21 protein-coding genes are annotated in these 16,788 nt (G+C 40.9%); 6 read left to right on the top strand and 15 right to left on the bottom strand.

Annotation, left to right across the window (positions count from 1 at the left end):
- Positions 1-41: 41 nt before the first annotated feature.
- The 3 genes from QLQ22_RS10270 to glsA all read right to left on the bottom strand — a co-directional run bounded on the left by QLQ22_RS10270 (position 42) and on the right by glsA (position 2,972).
- Positions 42-1,244 carry an FtsW/RodA/SpoVE family cell cycle protein gene (locus QLQ22_RS10270; RefSeq protein WP_223441991.1) on the bottom strand — a complete coding sequence of 401 codons (1,203 nt, stop codon included), beginning with the start codon at positions 1,242-1,244 and terminating at the stop codon, positions 42-44.
- Positions 1,245-1,636: 392 nt separating this feature from the next.
- Positions 1,637-1,918, bottom strand: coding sequence for an Fpa/YlaN family protein (locus QLQ22_RS10265; RefSeq protein WP_223441989.1), 282 nt, complete (start codon positions 1,916-1,918; stop codon positions 1,637-1,639).
- A gap of 124 nt (positions 1,919-2,042) precedes the next feature.
- Positions 2,043-2,972 carry a glutaminase A gene (gene glsA / locus QLQ22_RS10260; protein WP_223441987.1) on the bottom strand — a complete coding sequence of 310 codons (930 nt, stop codon included), beginning with the start codon at positions 2,970-2,972 and terminating at the stop codon, positions 2,043-2,045.
- A gap of 120 nt (positions 2,973-3,092) precedes the next feature.
- Here glsA and QLQ22_RS10255 point away from each other — a divergent pair, with 120 nt between their 5' ends.
- The gene (locus tag QLQ22_RS10255) at positions 3,093-3,587 is read left to right on the top strand and encodes a molybdopterin-binding protein (protein WP_284016576.1); all 495 of its coding nucleotides are present in this window, start codon (positions 3,093-3,095) and stop codon (positions 3,585-3,587) included.
- A gap of 35 nt (positions 3,588-3,622) precedes the next feature.
- Here the strand turns inward: QLQ22_RS10255 and QLQ22_RS10250 are convergent, their stop codons facing one another.
- Positions 3,623-4,951, bottom strand: a complete 1,329-nt coding sequence (locus QLQ22_RS10250; RefSeq protein WP_223441982.1) for a PhoH family protein — start codon at positions 4,949-4,951, stop codon at positions 3,623-3,625.
- Between the two features lie 171 nt (positions 4,952-5,122).
- On the opposite strand from QLQ22_RS10250, the gene QLQ22_RS10245 reads away from it, so the two are divergent.
- Entirely contained in the window at positions 5,123-5,743 is a 621-nt protein-coding gene (locus tag QLQ22_RS10245; RefSeq protein ID WP_284016575.1) for a YhcN/YlaJ family sporulation lipoprotein, read from the top strand.
- Between the two features lie 60 nt (positions 5,744-5,803).
- Here QLQ22_RS10245 and QLQ22_RS10240 read toward each other — a convergent pair whose 3' ends face one another.
- Positions 5,804-6,259, bottom strand: a complete 456-nt coding sequence (locus QLQ22_RS10240) for a pyridoxamine 5'-phosphate oxidase family protein (protein WP_223441978.1) — start codon at positions 6,257-6,259, stop codon at positions 5,804-5,806.
- A gap of 393 nt (positions 6,260-6,652) precedes the next feature.
- Between QLQ22_RS10240 and QLQ22_RS10235 the strand changes: the two genes are divergently transcribed.
- The gene (locus QLQ22_RS10235) at positions 6,653-6,853 is read left to right on the top strand and encodes a YlaI family protein (protein ID WP_223441976.1); all 201 of its coding nucleotides are present in this window, start codon (positions 6,653-6,655) and stop codon (positions 6,851-6,853) included.
- A 95-nt stretch (positions 6,854-6,948) separates the two neighbouring features.
- Positions 6,949-7,284, top strand: coding sequence for a hypothetical protein (locus QLQ22_RS10230; protein ID WP_284016574.1), 336 nt, complete (start codon positions 6,949-6,951; stop codon positions 7,282-7,284).
- Positions 7,285-7,293: 9 nt separating this feature from the next.
- On the opposite strand, the gene QLQ22_RS10225 is transcribed toward QLQ22_RS10230, so the two are convergent.
- The 3 genes from QLQ22_RS10225 to typA all read right to left on the bottom strand — a co-directional run bounded on the left by QLQ22_RS10225 (position 7,294) and on the right by typA (position 9,780).
- Complete coding sequence (locus QLQ22_RS10225) at positions 7,294-7,578, bottom strand: hypothetical protein (protein WP_284016573.1); 285 nt, start codon at positions 7,576-7,578, stop codon at positions 7,294-7,296.
- Positions 7,575-7,829: a YlaH-like family protein gene (locus QLQ22_RS10220; RefSeq protein ID WP_223443309.1), complete on the bottom strand. Its 255-nt coding sequence runs from the start codon at positions 7,827-7,829 to the stop codon at positions 7,575-7,577. Before QLQ22_RS10220 ends, QLQ22_RS10225 begins: the two co-directional genes overlap by 4 nt.
- Before the next feature lie 106 nt (positions 7,830-7,935).
- Entirely contained in the window at positions 7,936-9,780 is a 1,845-nt protein-coding gene (typA, locus tag QLQ22_RS10215; RefSeq protein ID WP_223441970.1) for a translational GTPase TypA, read from the bottom strand.
- A gap of 140 nt (positions 9,781-9,920) precedes the next feature.
- Between typA and QLQ22_RS10210 the strand changes: the two genes are divergently transcribed.
- Entirely contained in the window at positions 9,921-10,106 is a 186-nt protein-coding gene (locus QLQ22_RS10210; protein WP_223441967.1) for a YlaF family protein, read from the top strand.
- A gap of 57 nt (positions 10,107-10,163) precedes the next feature.
- Here QLQ22_RS10210 and QLQ22_RS10205 read toward each other — a convergent pair whose 3' ends face one another.
- The 3 genes from QLQ22_RS10205 to QLQ22_RS10195 form a co-directional block, all read right to left on the bottom strand.
- The gene (locus QLQ22_RS10205; RefSeq protein ID WP_284016572.1) at positions 10,164-10,619 is read right to left on the bottom strand and encodes a GNAT family N-acetyltransferase; all 456 of its coding nucleotides are present in this window, start codon (positions 10,617-10,619) and stop codon (positions 10,164-10,166) included.
- Entirely contained in the window at positions 10,620-11,411 is a 792-nt protein-coding gene (locus QLQ22_RS10200) for an inositol monophosphatase family protein (RefSeq protein WP_223441962.1), read from the bottom strand.
- Between the two features lie 156 nt (positions 11,412-11,567).
- Positions 11,568-11,756 carry a hypothetical protein gene (locus QLQ22_RS10195; RefSeq protein ID WP_070879022.1) on the bottom strand — a complete coding sequence of 63 codons (189 nt, stop codon included), beginning with the start codon at positions 11,754-11,756 and terminating at the stop codon, positions 11,568-11,570.
- 253 nt (positions 11,757-12,009) lie between these two features.
- Here QLQ22_RS10195 and QLQ22_RS10190 point away from each other — a divergent pair, with 253 nt between their 5' ends.
- Entirely contained in the window at positions 12,010-12,648 is a 639-nt protein-coding gene (locus tag QLQ22_RS10190; protein WP_223441959.1) for a YktB family protein, read from the top strand.
- Between the two features lie 34 nt (positions 12,649-12,682).
- Here QLQ22_RS10190 and QLQ22_RS10185 read toward each other — a convergent pair whose 3' ends face one another.
- From QLQ22_RS10185 to QLQ22_RS10170, 4 genes are all read right to left on the bottom strand, one after another.
- Positions 12,683-12,952, bottom strand: a complete 270-nt coding sequence (locus tag QLQ22_RS10185) for a UPF0223 family protein (protein WP_223441956.1) — start codon at positions 12,950-12,952, stop codon at positions 12,683-12,685.
- A 35-nt stretch (positions 12,953-12,987) separates the two neighbouring features.
- Complete coding sequence (locus QLQ22_RS10180) at positions 12,988-13,944, bottom strand: NAD(P)H-dependent flavin oxidoreductase (RefSeq protein WP_284016571.1); 957 nt, start codon at positions 13,942-13,944, stop codon at positions 12,988-12,990.
- 117 nt (positions 13,945-14,061) lie between these two features.
- Positions 14,062-15,063, bottom strand: coding sequence for a phosphotriesterase family protein (locus tag QLQ22_RS10175; protein ID WP_284016570.1), 1,002 nt, complete (start codon positions 15,061-15,063; stop codon positions 14,062-14,064).
- Positions 15,064-15,067: 4 nt separating this feature from the next.
- Positions 15,068-16,741 (bottom strand): long-chain-fatty-acid--CoA ligase, encoded by a 1,674-nt coding sequence (locus tag QLQ22_RS10170; RefSeq protein ID WP_284016569.1) that lies wholly within the window; start codon positions 16,739-16,741, stop codon positions 15,068-15,070.
- Positions 16,742-16,788: the final 47 nt, after the last annotated feature.

Below are 16,788 nucleotides of genomic sequence, written 5' to 3'. Positions count from 1 at the left end.
TAAAAGTATAACACATTTATAATTAGTATAACACTTTTATTCTATTGAAATGGAACTGTATTTCCGTTTGTTTCACTTACCGGCTTAGGTTCAGTCTTCTGATAGGTAGCCCGGTATTTAATAAACATGGAGATGTTAATGAGAAGCCCCATTGAAAGCATTAATAAAATCATAGAAGATCCTCCGTAGCTGATAAATGGAAGAGTAACTCCTGTAATTGGCAACAGCCCTGTTAATCCGCCAACGTTAATCGCTGTCTGTATACCAATCATACTTGATATGCCAATTGCAAGCAGTGTTCCAAATGCATCTTCACAGTTTCTGGCAATGTGAAAACCTTTCAGCACGATAAAAGCAAGCAAGATCAGGACAAACGCCACTCCAAATATCCCCAGCTCTTCAGAGATGATTGCCAGTATAAAATCTGTGTGCGATTCAGGCAAATAACCGTATTTTTGAACGCTTTCCCCTAGGCCAAGCCCAGTCAATCCGCCCGAACCAATGGCATAATAAGAATTGATCAAGTGGAAGCCGGAGTCCGCTGCATCACCGAATGGATCCATAAATCCTACGAACCGGCTGACCCGTTCTGTTGTAAAAATCTTGTCCCATTTCAGCAAAACTAAAGGGCTGATCGCAACAACACCGGCAAGCCCCAAAATAATAAGCTTGAAAATATTCTTCATGCCAAGTCCCGAACAAACGACCATTGAAAGAGCAATCATGCCAATGATAGATGCCGAGCCAATGTCAGGCTGCAGGATAATCAGTACACATATAAACCCTGTAAAAATAATCGGGGGCAGCACACCTCTGCCAAAATGATCAATGTAGGATTGTTTTTTTTCGTACACTGCTGCAAGATAAAGGATGACGCTGAGCTTTACAAATTCTGCAGGCTGAAGCTTAAATCCGAACAGCGAAAACCAGCTTCTTGCACCGCCTGCAACAGAACCGAAAATAAAAATAGCAAGGAGCATCAGGATGGAAAGCATGACTACGCCCCTGATAAAAAAAGGACTTAAATAGGCTCTGTAAGGAAAAAACATGGTAATTAGAAGGACTACAAGCCCAAGTGCAGTAAAAATTGCCTGCCTTTGGAAAAAGTGATCACTTTCATAGCCCCACCTGGCAACGGCTGAAATCATACTTGAACTGTACACCATCACGAGACCGAAGCCGCATAAGAGGATAACAGCAAGCAGTAGTGAATAATCATATGATTTTAAAATTTTTTTTATCATTTTATCGCTTCCTATCATGACTTGTTGCTGCATTCTGGATGATTTTATTTTCCTAGTTAGAAATTCGAGATTAAAGCGAAAATTCCTTCCATTATGTTTTCTTCTTCCGAACGCACGCCTTATGGTAACCCGGCAGACGTGCGCAAACAAGTTATAAAAGTATGTAGGTCTTTTGTTATAGTCATTCGCTTAATTGTTTTTTACATAGAAGTTGTTCACGGACAAGATCATTTCATGCTCTATTCACGAAACCGGAAGATACGGGATTCCTTTAGATACATTCGTGAAATATCCAAAAGCAGATTTATTGCTGACTAGTGAAAGCAACAAAGTTCGATAAGTGCTTTATAAAAAAACTCAAACTGTCTAAATGAACAGTTTGAGTTTAATTGTTATTTCTTTGTGAACGCTTCATGCAAAGCTGACATTTCTCTTTCGAGTGTGTCAAGGATTACTTTTCCTTCCCGTTCATCAATCAGATTAAGCCTGACGGCAAAATCAATTTCTCTTGATAGTCCAAACATTTGTGTATCTAAAACCTCTTCATAAAGAGGACATTGAGGCATCGTCAAATTGTCCATTTGGACTTGAATCAGCTTCGTAATTTTGTCAGCATCAGCCTTTAAGAGCGCAAGTGCTTTTTCTCGATGATCAATCGCAATCTCAGACGCCAATTGAACCCCTCCGTTCCCGAGCGATTACCCTAATCTATCTATTAATATTATAGTGAAAACAGTAAAAAATCAAGAAAAAACAAGGTGTTATTCATAAGTGAACTTGTTCCCGGACATAGATACATCAAAAAATGCTCAATTCATACTTTTCAGATAAAAGATGAAGCAGCTTTATGCCTGCAATACTGTTTCCTTTTTGATCAAGAGACGGACCAAAAATTCCGATTCCAAAATGATAAGGAACAATTCCCATAATACCTCCGGACACTCCGCTTTTAGCAGGAATTCCAACTTTTATTGCAAATTCACCTGATGCATTGTACATTCCGCATGTCACCATAAACGTTTTGCAAATACGTGCAATATCTTTGGGGATAATTTGTTTTTCTGTTTGTGGATGCTTGCCGTCAAGGGCGAAGACTGCTCCGATTTTTGCAAGATCAAGACTGTGCATTTGTACGGCACATTGCTTTGAATATAGATCTATCAAGTCCTCTACATCACCGTCAATGATGCCGTCTTTTTTCATAAAGTAGCAAAGTGACCGGTTCAGCCACGCATTTTCGAATTCCGAAGAAGCTATTTCATGACAGACTTTAATATCTTTATTGAAGGTTAATTCTTTTGTGAAAGCTAAAAACCGGGATAATTTTTCATCCTTGTCAGTTCCTTTAATCATATTCGAAACGGCCAGAGCGCCTGCGTTGATCATCGGATTAAGCGGCCGCTGATTTTCATGAGTTTCAAGCTTGACGATTGAATTAAACGGATCTCCCGTAGGCTCCATGCCCACTCTATCAAACACAAAGGATTCACCATGATCCATTAGCACAAGAGCAAGCGTCAGCACTTTTGATATACTTTGCAGGGTAAAGCTTTTTTCAATATCTCCTGCTGACATACACGTATTTTCAACATGATAGATCGCAACAGACAAATCATTTTGATCTGCTTCGCCAAGTGCTGGAATATAGTCAGCTGTCTTTCCATCCTTCGTAACTTCCCTTGCAATGCTCACAAGCTCCTCAAGCTCTTCGTTAGTTTGACATGGCATGACCCGTTCACCTCTTCTTTTTTGTATGAGGTGTTAGTTTGCCCAATAAACTTCATGCCAATGACCCCCATGACAAAATCACAGAAAGCGCTTATAATTTTTATGAAAGGACGTGTAGCAATGGACTCAATCATTATGATAAAAGGAAATATCGCCTTTCCAATCACACTGGATCCCGGTGTATGGATATTTGACGACAGAAAAGTCGATCTGACTGTTTATTTTGATGAAAATAAAAAAGAACGAAACGAACTAGAAGAGTATACGAAGTCCGTCTCAAAACACTGGGACCGTGAAATACGGGAAGGAGCAAAGCTCCCGGACAGCAAAAACGAAAAGCGCACTGAAAAAGAAAGAATCTTAAATGGCACTTTCGGAATTCCCCTTCTTCCTTTCCTAAGAAATGCCGAGCCTGCTCCAACAGCTGAATATGCTGTATTTAAAACCGATCAAGGAGAGGTTAGAATGACACTGGAGGAAGCATCTGCCCTTATCCTCGGATTCAGTAAAAACGGGAAACCGCTGACTGACGAAGGACCTGTTACCCTTTATTATGGTGATGGCAGCAACAGGGATAACCCTATTACAAACACAAGAGAAATAATAATTGAGTAAGAAAAGCCGCTACTATCAGCGGCTTTTCCCATTTTTCACAATAAATCTGCGGCAAGCTGCGCAAGCCCAGAGCGCTCTCCTTTTACTAATCTTACATGACCCGCTATTTGCTGATCCTTAAACTTCTCAACAACATAGGTTAAACCATTATTGTATTCATCAAGGTAGGGATGATCAATTTGTTCGGGGTCCCCCATTAAGACAATTTTGCTTTTTTCCCCGACTCTGGTCAAAATCGTCTTAACTTCGTGTTTTGTTAAGTTCTGGGCTTCGTCAATAATAATGAACTGCTCTGGGATGCTTCTTCCGCGAATATACGTGAGGGCCTCTACTTCAATTGATCCCATCCCTGCTAGAATGGCATCCAGCTCTCCAGGTTTTTTCGCATTGAAAAGGTATTCTAGATTATCATAAATCGGCTGCATCCAAGGCCTTAATTTTTCCTGTTTTTCACCAGGCAGATAGCCAATATCCTTCCCAACGGGTACAATCGGCCTTGCTACGAGCAGTTTTTTATAAGTGCCTAAATCTTCTGTCTGCATGAGACCTGCAGCTAAAGCGAGCAGCGTTTTCCCGGTGCCAGCTTTTCCAATTAATGTAACCAGCGGCATGTCATTTCTGAGAAGCATCTCCATTGCCATCGTCTGCTGGACATTTCTTGGCCGAATCCCCCAGATGTGATCGTGATCAAAAACGAGTCTTTTTACCTTTTTTCCTGTTTTATCCACGGTTCCTATCGCAGAAGCAGAGCCGCCAAGCGCATTTTTCATAATGACAAATTGATTTGGATAAAATGGATGATTGGTCACCTCAGACAAAATCAATTCATTTTTCTCATAAAATCGATTCAAATCATCTCCGCTTATATACAAATCAAGATAGCCCGTATAGATTCTGTCAATTTCAACAACCCTGTCACTAAGAAAATCCTCTGCAAGCAGGCCAATTGCATCAGCTTTTACCCTGACCAGTGTATCTTTGCTCACTAAAATGACAGGTCTCCCGTTTTCAGTTGTTTCTTCTTCAATGGAAAGATTTTTCGCCACTGCGAGAATGCGATTATCATTTGTTTTTTCTATAAAAATTTCCTGAAGTTCATGAAAAGAACGATGATTCAGCTCAATCCTTAAAAAACCGCCGCTAGGCAAAGGGATTTTTTCATGAAGCTTTCCAATCAGCCTTAGGCTATCAATCAGTTTGGAAACATGTCTTGCATTTCGTCCTATTTCATCCATATACCGCTTTTTTGAATCGACCTCTTCCAGAACGACTGCCGGAATCACTACTTCGTTTTCTTCAAAAGAAAAAATGGAATTCGGATCTTGCAGTAAGACATTCGTATCCAAAACATAGATTTTACTCAACCTTCCGCCTCCTACCCAGTTCAGGTTTTTATAGTGTACTGCACTTAAAAGTCAGACTAAGATAATCAAGCTGTAATTGAAGCGTTGCTAAAATATATGAAATGGTGCATAAAGATAGAAGATTTATTAGACAATAAAATTAAAAAGCATGGTCTAAAAAGGAGTGATTTCATGCGCAACTTTGTTTTTTCAGCACTGTTTATTCTGCTCGCTTTATCAGCATGCACAGTGAATCAGGGCTCTCAAGGCGACACACCAGAAGATCACAACGGAAAGCCCATTAATGTCAGAAACACAGTAGATGAACAAGTGGAAAAAAAATCAGGTGAACAGATTTCTAAGCGCCTGGTCAATCTTGCAGGACGTGTTCCAGGAGTAAATGACGTCAGCGCAGTTGTTCTTGGCAAATATGCAGTAGTAGGCATTGATGTAAATTCTGAACTTGACCGCAATAAAGTCGAATCCATTAAATATGCTGTTGCTGAAAGCATTCAGCATGATCCATATGGAGCAAACGCGGTGATCATTGCTGATGCGGATACAACAGTCCGTCTGCGGGAAATGGGTAAAGATCTTCAGCAAGGACAGCCAGTTGGGGGCATTCTTGACGAGCTTGCCGCAATAGTAGGCCGCGTCATGCCTGAAATTCCAAATGATATGCTGAATAATAATAATAATAATAATCAAAACAGACCAACGGAACAAGATAATGATCAGCTGAATGAAAAGGAGCAAAAAGAGCTTGATCGTGAACAGGAAGATCAATCTCAGAATCATTTAAATAAAAACTGATGACCAGTCCCGAGTCCAAGGATAAAAAATGCACTGAAAAAAAGCTTAGAACGTAACTGTCTAAGCTTTTTTCATTGCTTCTAAAACCTGGCTGTCAAGCTTTGCCGCTGCTTTTTCATCATATGTTTTTTCATATGCAGGTTCAGCTGAAATTTTTGAGCCGTAAAACATCACATCTCGGACTTCAGAAATGTTAAGCTCAATTAATGCAAGTTTTAACGGGACTCCATCAAGCTTTTCAATTTTCACATGGGCATTTCCATTAATAGAATATGTAGACTCATTTGCAAGCAGCGTAATGGCAGCTGCCGGATGCTTTTTGACGTTTTCAACGATTCTGGAACGATTGTCAACAGCCAGGTAAACCCGTTCTATATCGGGTGCATACACCCACGAAACGGCTGATACATTAGGAGATCCTGTTTCATGATCAAGAGTTGCAAAAACAGCAAATCTTTCTTTTTGGAGATTGTCAAACAAAGGCTGAATCAATTTTGTTTCTACCTTATTAGCCATTTTCTTCCCTCCATTAAAGTTGTATAATGCTATCATACCTTTTTTTATTTTTGTTTCCAACTGTAATATCACTCAGAAAAGCGAAACCTCCTGTTTAAAGCAGGCAGACAGATAAGTTTAATCCGTTCTGGCCGATGAGTTAGTCGGCGGAGCTGGACATTATGGAAAAGCGGAACCGGCTCAGCGCAGGCAGAAAAACATTTATACAGGAGCTTTCATAAATCACAATCGGTTTTATCAGCCGACTCCAAAACTTTTCAGCCTGTTTTGTCAATCAACCAAATTCGGTTTTTTATCAACGGAATTTTACCATTTTTTAAGATTTATTCACAAAAAACTAAAAAAGCAGCTGAATTGAATGTATTTTTTATAAAAAGAATAATGAGGTGTACCATGAGAGTAAAATGTGTTTTATGCGATAAAGTCGAAACCATTAATGACGAAACGCTTCAGGCGAAGAGGCTGAGAAACCGCCCAATCCATACTTATATGTGCAATGAATGCGATCTGAGGATTGAAAATCGGACGATTGAACGGGCTAACACGGGTAATTTCAGATTGTACAGAGATAAAAAAACAGAGGAAAACTGGTAGTTGTTAAACGGGGAGCTCTTATTGGCCTGTTAAGCGGAATTATTCTTGGTCTATTTTTGAAATTCGCTGAAAGAGTCAGTGGAGTAAAAGTGTATGTGCTTTTACTTAATATTGATTTTATTTACAGAGAGCCTCTCCCTGAGCTTTTTGAATTTATTCTTCATTTAGCTGTAGCTGTTGTGGTAGGAATTCTTTATATTTTCACTTTGAACTTTTTTACGATCTCAGCTATTCTGATTAAATGGCTGACATCATTTGTGCTTATTCTGCCGGCCATATTATTATATTTGCCTTTAACTATACTTGCTGTAAGAGAGACGCCAGCAAGTAACGACATTGAAGCGATTGCCTGGTGGACATTAGGTCACATCCTGTTTGCAGCAGTAATGGCCGCCTCAGCTCAAATTATGCACAAAAAAACACCTCATTAAGAGGTGTTTTTATTTATAATTCACATATTTTTCAGGTTCTGCCTCGATTTGATCAATCATGCTGTCAATTAATTCTACAGGAAACCTGGATGATTTAGACTCGCCATTCAGTGTATAGCTCACAAGATACATGACTTCATCTTTATGAACTTGAACATCGTTCAAATCATGGTTTTCCTTAAGCAATTCATCAAACAGCCTGAATGTATCACCTGCAGCAGTATCTTCAGGACGGGCATCCGCTACAACTTTAATGGAAAGCCAATTATAAAGAGAGTCCTGAAGTGATCTCATGTTGCAGCATTCCGCTCAGCTTTTTTGGACTGATGCAGACGGATCTTATAGATGATTAAGATGAGTGCTGCGACAATGAGTCCTTCAGCGACAGGAAGAAATGCACCTAAAAAGGTTAAAACAGTACACCCGAACATTAAGAACAAATAGATGACAATTGCCTTTAGTAGGGGGAGTTTTTTAGCAAACCCCAGCTTAAATACGACAATTGATAATCCGAGAATGACCAAGTATAAAATATTTGCCCCCATTTGAGTATCAGGTTCAGTTGCTGTATAGATGGAATACGCAACCGGCCACATACTTTCGTAAACGTTCATCCCGTGTTCCCCTCCATTGCATGTCTAGGGTTATCTCTTACAGTAAGCCAGCTAATTTTTTCTTCTTAGCTTGTTTTTCGCGCTCATTCTTATCAAGAATTTTCTTTCTCAAACGGATAGAAGTTGGAGTAAGCTCACAGTACTCATCATCGTTCAAGTATTCAAGAGATTCTTCAAGAGACATGATGCGAGGTTTTTTCATCGAATTCGTTTGATCCTTGTTCGCTGAACGGATGTTAGTCTGCTGTTTCATTCTGCAGATATTAACAACAAGATCGTTTTCACGATTGTGCTCTCCAACGATCATACCCTCATAAACATCTTTACCAGCATCCAGGAAGATAATGCCGCGGTCTTCAACGCCTTGAATACCATAAGTTGTTGACTTTCCATTTTCCATAGAAATCAGCACGCCCTGACGACGTCCGCCAACTTGACCTGGCTGCATTGGCTGGTAGCTGTCAAATGTGTGGTTGATAATACCGAATCCGCGAGTGATTGACATGAATTCTGTTGAATAGCCTATTAATCCGCGTGCTGGCACGTTGAAAATTAAACGGACTTGACCATTGCCGTTATTAATCATGTCAAGCATTTCGCCTTTACGGGCACCAATAGATTCCATTACAGAACCTGTATGCTCTTCCGGTACATCAATTTGAACACGTTCAACCGGCTCACATCTAACTCCATCAATTTCCTTAACGATAACTTCTGGTTTAGATACTTGAAGTTCGTAGCCTTCACGACGCATGTTCTCGATTAAAATAGAAAGATGAAGCTCACCGCGGCCTGAAACAATCCAAGCGTCAGGAGATTCCGTGTTTTCCACACGCAAACTAACATCAGTCTGTAATTGAGACATTAAACGCTCTTCAATTTTACGTGAAGTAACATATTTTCCTTCACGGCCTGCAAAAGGACTGTTGTTTACAACAAATGTCATTTGCAGAGTCGGCTCATCAATACGAAGGATTGGCAAAGCTTCCTGATGTTCAACCGGGCAGACTGTTTCCCCTACGTTGATATCTTCCATACCTGAAACAGCAACTAGATCTCCTGCTTTTGCGCTTTCAATTTCTACGCGTTTTAAGCCTTGGAAACCGAATAATTTTGTTACACGGAAGTTTTTGAAAGAACCGTCAATTTTCATTAATGAAACCTGCTGGCCAACTTCCATCGTTCCGCGGAATACGCGGCCGATTCCGATACGTCCAACATAATCATTGTAATCAAGAAGAGCTACCTGGAATTGAAGAGGCTCATCTGTGTTATCAACAGGAGCTGGAATGTGCTCAACAATAGAATCAAACAATGAAACCATGTTTTCTTCCTGATCAGCAGGATCCGGGCTAGTGCTTGCTGTTCCGTTCATAGCTGAAGCAAAAATAACCGGGAATTCAAGCTGCTCTTCTGATGCATCAAGTTCAATAAATAAGTCAAGAACTTCATCCACAACTTCCTCTGGACGGGCAAAATCACGGTCAATTTTGTTAACTACTACGATTGGCGTTAAATTTTGCTCAAGTGCTTTTTTAAGCACAAAGCGTGTTTGAGGCATACAGCCTTCATAAGCGTCGACAACAAGCAATACGCCGTCAACCATTTTCATGATGCGCTCAACTTCGCCGCCAAAGTCGGCATGTCCTGGTGTATCCATAATGTTGATGCGTGTATCTTTATAATTAATTGCCGTATTTTTTGCTAAGATCGTAATTCCGCGCTCGCGCTCTAAATCATTGGAATCCATCGCTCTTTCAGCAACTTGTTCGTTCGCACGGAACGTACCTGCCTGATGAAGCATTTTGTCGACTAGTGTCGTTTTTCCGTGGTCTACGTGGGCAATAATAGCAATGTTTCGAATATCATTTCGAAGTTTCACATTTTCATCTCCTAAAAAATTAAAATAACCTTATGTATTATACCACAAACTTTTATAGAAAAAAGGAATCATTTTATGTAAACTGATAAAAGGGACAAAATTTGCTGTTCAAACGGTTCTTGAAAGGGATGAAATATCAGATGAAATCTGGAAAATGGGTCTTCTTTCTTTTAGCATTCATTGCAGCTGCATCGATGGTAAGCGTCGGTATAGCGGTTGGTGAAAGAAGTATTTTAGGTATAGTAATTTCTATTATTGCCCTTATTGCGGCAATGGGATTTGGATTTGCTACAAAAAAGAAAATGCGTGATAAAGGAATTCTTTAACAAATGCCTGGGCTCCGAGCCCAGGTTTTTTTCATTAAAAAACCCCTAAATAAGGGGCTATACAGGTTTTACTGTGATTATATATTCTTTGCCTTCAGAATCTTTTTCAGATTTAAGCTGTTCAAATCCGCACCTTCCTAAAAACTTCAGCCAGTCCAGCCTCGAAGCCGGACAGCCAGCGAATACTGCTTTATGGCCATCGCTTTTTAATTGTGCCGATATCTGTTCGATCACTTTCTTAGCTAGACCTTGTTTACGGTGCTTGGGATGAATCAGGACCGTTCCAATCCACGGCTTCTCATTGGAAGGAGCCCAGTTAAGATGAAAGGAGATGCCAATTTCTTCAGCTGACTTCATCCAAATAAGCCAAGTGCCTTTATACATTTTATAGGATGTCATGTATTCTTCTGCCTGATCCGGCCTGCATTCCTCTTCATGCCAAGCTTCGCTTGCTGAAATCAGCTCTGCAAAAAAGGGATAATCTTTTTCTTCAAATAAACGGTAATTCAGCATCTACTTATGCAGATAATCCTTTAGAATAGTGGAGTGAATCCCTTTTTTGGCAACGAAAATACTGTTTTGTCCTATCAAATTTATTTTTTCACCATCTAATGTCGTTGCTTTTGCCCCAACTTCATCGAGTAAAATCAGACCGGCAGCAAAATCCCACGGAGCAAGTCTGAGCGTAATATACGCGTCAAGCCTTCCTGATGCAACATAGGCAAATTCCAGCGTGGCAGAACCATATGACCGTGTTCCTCTGACAGCTTTTGCAACTGGAACTAATAAGTTATGATCAAATCGTTTATTTTCCATGACCCATGTTGCATTTAAAGCAATCACAGCTTGGTTTAAAGGAACATCCTTCAGCTCTGGGAGTCTGTAATCATTCATGTAGGCTCCTTTGCCCTTGACTGCATGGTACAGCTCGTCATGAACAACATCATAGATCAGACCGACTTGTCCCACCCCATCTTCATAAATTCCGATTGAGATGGCGAAATTTCTTTGCTGATGAACAAAATTCATTGTTCCGTCAATCGGGTCCACAATCCAGACAATTCCTTCTAAAGATTGTATGTCGTGACCAAACCCCTCTTCCCCAAGGATCCTGTGCTCCGGGTATGTTTCATTAATTTTCGAAATTAGATATTGCTCGGTTTCTTTATCCATATTGGTGACAAGATCATCCGGATTAGATTTTGACTGGATCTGCAGCACATTTTGAAAAGACTGTCTGATCGTTTCTCCTGCAGCGTAAATCCATGTTTTTGCATCACTTTCGATCTTAGACCAATTTGCCATGTATAAACCTTCTTTCTATGTATGTAAGCTATTTATATAAAATAAGAATAACGCAAGGAAATTATGGAAAGCAAGCAAAGGGCGCACTCATCTGTCCAAAATCAATTACTCAGATAAAAACGAACCCTTGTGCGAGGTTCGCTTTGTATGCTGCATTTAAGCCTGCAGTCTTAGCCATTCTTTTCTTAGTCTCTCAAGCTTCCGTTTGCATTCATTCTTCTTTGTTTCATCATTTTCGCTCATGGCGTCATAAAGGGTGGCCAATTCGTAATCTAATTCAAGTTTCAGCACCCCAATACGATTATCCGATTCCTTTTGTCCAGTAGTTTTCACAATTTGCTTCATCTTTCTACCGCCCCTTTCAAATATTGTCTATAATTGTTAACCAGCGACTTTTCATTTAACATAATTTTCTGATATTTTTATATATGATATGAAACTTGAAAATAGGATGCAACTTGGAAGTGAAAATTGTGTATTTACCTATTATTTAGTTAATACCACATTTTCAAAGTGTCGAAACGTGCAAGTTTCTTTCGAATATGCTGGCTGATGTGCTAAAATGTTGGCATGCACCGTGATCAGGAGGTAAGAAGGAATGGACTTCAAAGGATTTACAAATGAAGATTTCGATGTATTTAAAATTGACGGCTTAGATGAGCGAATGGAAGCATTAATTCATACAGTAAGGCCAAAGCTTGAGCAGCTAGGTGAAAAATTTGCCTCTGAACTCTCAGGAATGACGGGGGATGAGATGTTTGCGCATGTCGCAAAGCACGCACGACGGTCCGTTAACCCGCCTAAAGATACTTGGGTTGCATTCGCAAGCAATAAGCGCGGATATAAAATGCTTCCCCACTTTCAAATCGGCCTATGGGAAACTCACGCTTTCGCCTGGTTTGCGGTTATTTATGAGTCTCCTGTAAAAGACCAATACGGAGCTGAGCTTGCAAAAAACTGGACCAGACTGCGTTCACAAATTCCAGACCATTTCGTCTGGTCGGCGGACCATACAAAACCGGAAGTAACCGTTCAAAAAGACATGAGCCAAAAAGATTTTCAAAAAATGTTTGAACGCCTGCAAAATGTCAAAAAAGCGGAATTATTATGCGGAATTAAAATGGACAGAGAAGATGCCGTTAAAATGAGCGGAAAAGAATTTACTGACAAAATGGAAGAGACATTTAAGACACTGCTTCCTCTATATACTATTGCTCAAAAAGCTGCTGTTTCATAAGAAATACACAAAAGGACGGGATGAACCCGTCCTTTTACATTTTGATTTTATCTGCATCGCTGCTTTCTCTGCTTTTTTTAATGGCCCGGTAAGAAGAATACCCGCTCATTTCTTCAAAATCATCACAGAGATTCTTCTCTTCTGCTTTGCTTGGGACAATCTCCTTGAATCTCCGGTACGCTTTCATCAAGTCTTCCCGGCTGATCCCCTTTTCGTATGCTTTTTCAATTGATTGAAAAAATGCAATCACATCAATGATTTCATTTGTGCTCCAATCCGGCTGAATCGGATATTGATAATCCATTGTTCCTCACCTGCCTTTTCCTGTTGAGTGGTAAGTTAACTCCACCTTTGTCTTATCTCGGAGGCCTCAGATATCATCCGCGACATAAGCTGTTCGACGCTTGGCACATCGCGGATTAAGCCAGTTACTTGTCCAGCCCACGCAAAACCATTGTCTATCATACCATCATATATGTATCTTTTGTTAGCTTGGCCGCTAATATAATCTTTTAGCTGCTCATAATCAGCTTCTTTTTGTTCCATCTCCAATATTTTGGCTGTCCAGGTTCCCGCTAGAGCTCTTGCCGGCGCTCCAATACTGCGTTTAATGACAACGGTGTCGCGTTCTGAGCTGTTTACAAGTGCATGCTTATATTCCGAATGCGCATGAACACATTCCTGTGTCGCAATAAACCTCGTTCCCATTTCAATTCCTTCTGCGCCGAGACTTAGAGCAGCCATCAATCCTCTGCCGTCACCGATCCCTCCGGATGCAATTACAGGAATGGACACTGAATCAACTACTTGAGGAATTAAAACGAACGTCCCGGTGTCATCTCTCCCTAAATGGCCCCCGCCTTCTTGTCCTACAACCATGACAGCATCTGCACCAAGCTCTTCTGCTTTTTCAGCTTGCCTTCTGGCAGCCACAAGAACTAGCTTTTTTACATTTATCCCTTTTAATTGATCAAAGATAGCGGATGGATTGCCTCCTGTCATCGAAATGACAGGTACTTCTTCTTCAATAGCCACATCCAGCAGATCTGAGAATGGTCTTCCGTGCTGGCCGACCGCAAAGTTCACACCAAACGGCTTATCTGTTTTTTTGCGGACTTTTGCAATCTCTTCCCGAAGCAGTTCAGGTTCCCCAAGAGACATGGCTGTTATTTGGCCCAGTCCGCCTGCGTTTGATACAGCAGCTGCCAAATCAGAATAGGCAAGGTATGCAAGTCCTCCCTGAATAATTGGATATTGAATGTTTAAAAGCTCTGTAATTCTAGTCTTCCATTTCATAAAAACTCCCCTTTCGTTTAAACATGAAAAATCCCTCTTTTATTCAAATTCTCTTTTTCTGAGTTATCTCCTTTTTTAAAGGGAATAAAAAAAGGCAGCTGAGGCTGCCTCAAGTCATCATGAATTGATTTTTGCTTCCTGATGAAAAAACAGTTTCGAAGGATTGATCTCAAGCATCGTCCGGATGTTATCTTCAGGCATTCCCTGTTCCCGAAGCTCCGGGATAATATTTTCAAAAAGGTGAGCAGGATGCCAGTTTTTCATTTTTTCCTGAATCAGTTCAGGCAGAATTAACGGCCTGCCCATCCAATGATTAACCGTGTCATGAGACAGCATGATTTGATCTGTATAGCCAAGCGATACTAATTTCAAAAGCGTTTTTATTCGTTCGTCATCATTCGGAGCCCCTACCATGCCCTGAATGCCAAACCGGTCAAATGCTATGAATGCCCCTTTTTCCAATACCCTTATATGATAGTCTGTATCCGTGTTCCCGCACATATGGCCAATCACTATTTTTTTAGGATCACAGCCAAGCTCCATCAATAATTCAACTTGTTCAGGCCCCATTGTACCTTCTTGTGTATGAGTCAGAATGACGGTTCCTTCCTCCCGCTGCACCCTTGCAGCGGCTTTAAAAAACATTCGTTCATACTCGGTAATCACACCTTTGCTTGACGCTAGCTTGATAATGCCCGGCTTGATTCCGGTATTCCTGATTCCTTCTGTTATTTCCTTCTTAAACATTTCATAGATTTCTTCTTCAGCTGTACCGAGTCCCTGCCTGAATTTAAAATAAGGAATTGCTCCTTCTCCCTCATAATAAAAACCTGTTGCGCACACAATTTGCAGTCCTGTACGTTCAGAGATTTCCTTTAATAATTCAGGGTTTCTGCCGCATTCATTCGGAGTTGGATCGACCACCGTGTCAACCCCGAAGCTCAAGAGCTGAAGGGCAATGGTAATCCCTGTCTCAAGAGCATCCTGTTCATCAAATCCCCCAAGAGAGTCATCACCGTGGAATCCGGGATAACCAAAGACAAAATGTTCATGAATTAATGTTTTGCCAAGCTGATCGGCTGCTATTGGCCCAGTAACTGTTTCAACCATATGTTTCATGCTCTCACCCCATAACCTTTTGTTTTTCTTCTTCCTGGAGCTTTCTCCACAGCAGTTTTCCGCTTGATGTCATTGGCAGGCTATCTCTGAATTCAATGTGCCGCGGATACTTATAAGCGGCCATTCTTTCTTTTGACCAGTTCACAATTTCTTCTGCATCGATATTCCCTTCAAATTCTTTATTTAAAATAATGAACGCTTTAACGGTTTCACCGCGTCGTTCATCAGGAATCCCCACGACGCATGCCTGCAGCACGGCAGGATGCTGATACAGAACTCCCTCAATTTCCGTCGGCCACACTTTGAATCCTGATGCGTTAATCATCCTTTTGACACGGTCCACAATAAAGTAATAGCCTTCCTCATCGCGCTTGCCGATGTCACCTGTTCTAAAAAACTTTTTACCCTCAATCTCAATAAATGAGTTTTCATTTTCCTCTTCACGATTAAAATAGCCCAGGAAAATCTGCGGACCGGAAACAATGATCTCTCCCTCCTGCCCTGTTCCAAGCTCCGTAAGATGAACAGGATCGATCACTCTTGCGTCCACATCGAAAGATGGAATTCCCAGACACTGAAGCTTTGAACGGTCAGGCGGATTAAAATGAGTTTGGGCAATGGTTTCAGAAAGACCATATCCTTCAATGAACTTGAGGCCGGTCATTTTATACAGCTTTTCTCCTACAGCAGCAGGAAGAGCTGCCCCTCCTCCTGCGAGGTTCATCAAGGATGACATGTCTTCCTTGATAAGCGCAGGATTTGCTAAAAAGTCAATCAGCATCGTGCTGATGTTGATCCAGTGTGTCACTTTTAAATCGCGAATGACTTTTCTGGCATATTCCCTATCCCATCTGGTCATCATAATGACCGTTGCTCCTGAAAGAATCGGGATATGCATGCTGTGTACCATCCCTGTCACATGAAAAAGAGGCAGTGTTGCTAAACAGATTGCATCAGAAGTAGCATTCAGCCAATGATAGCCTCCAAATGTATTTGCCTGAACTGTCCGATGTGTATGCATGCATCCTTTTGGCAGTCCGGTTGTGCCGGAAGTGTAAGGCAAAACAGCCAGATCATCTGCAAGAGCTGTCATTTCAGATGGGCCAAATAATCCCTGTACAGCATCTTTCCAGATCGTATGATCATGATTTAATAGCTCAATCGCTCCTTTTTTTACCTCTTCCGGGATGTCCTCATTCAGTGAATCTGGAGAAAGATAATCACAGTAAGCAGCGACAATAACATTTTTCAGTGTGGTCGAATCAAAAACAGGCTGTATCCGTTCGTATAGCTCCTGTCCGATAATGCCTGTCTTCATCTGACAATCATGAATATAAAACCTTAGCTCCTCTGCCGTATTCATCGGATTAATCGGAACAACAACCCCGCCCGCTCTAAGAATGGCATAATAACCGATGACAAACTGAGGGGAATTTTGAACGAACAACAAAACTTTTTCACCACGCGAGACGGATAATTTCTTTTCCAGGAACCCTGCGAGCGCATCAACTTCACGCAGTAGCTGCCTGTATGTAATTTCTGCACCATAATAATAAATCGCTGTTTTTTCAGGGTATCTCCTCGCCGAAATTTCCAGATTGTCATAAAGCGTCGTTTCAGGAACTGTTAACGTATACGGCACTCTTACCGGCCAATGTTCAAAATGAGTTTGAATCATCGTTATCACACCTCTCCTCTTTATTGGTAACGCTTACAAGTAATTTC

It is taken from the genome of Metabacillus hrfriensis (assembly GCF_030127205.1).
Taxonomy (GTDB): domain Bacteria; phylum Bacillota; class Bacilli; order Bacillales; family Bacillaceae; genus Bacillus_P; species Bacillus_P dongyingensis.
The sequence above is the reverse complement of the archived record's forward strand: the minus strand, read 5'-3'. Positions and strand labels throughout refer to the sequence as shown.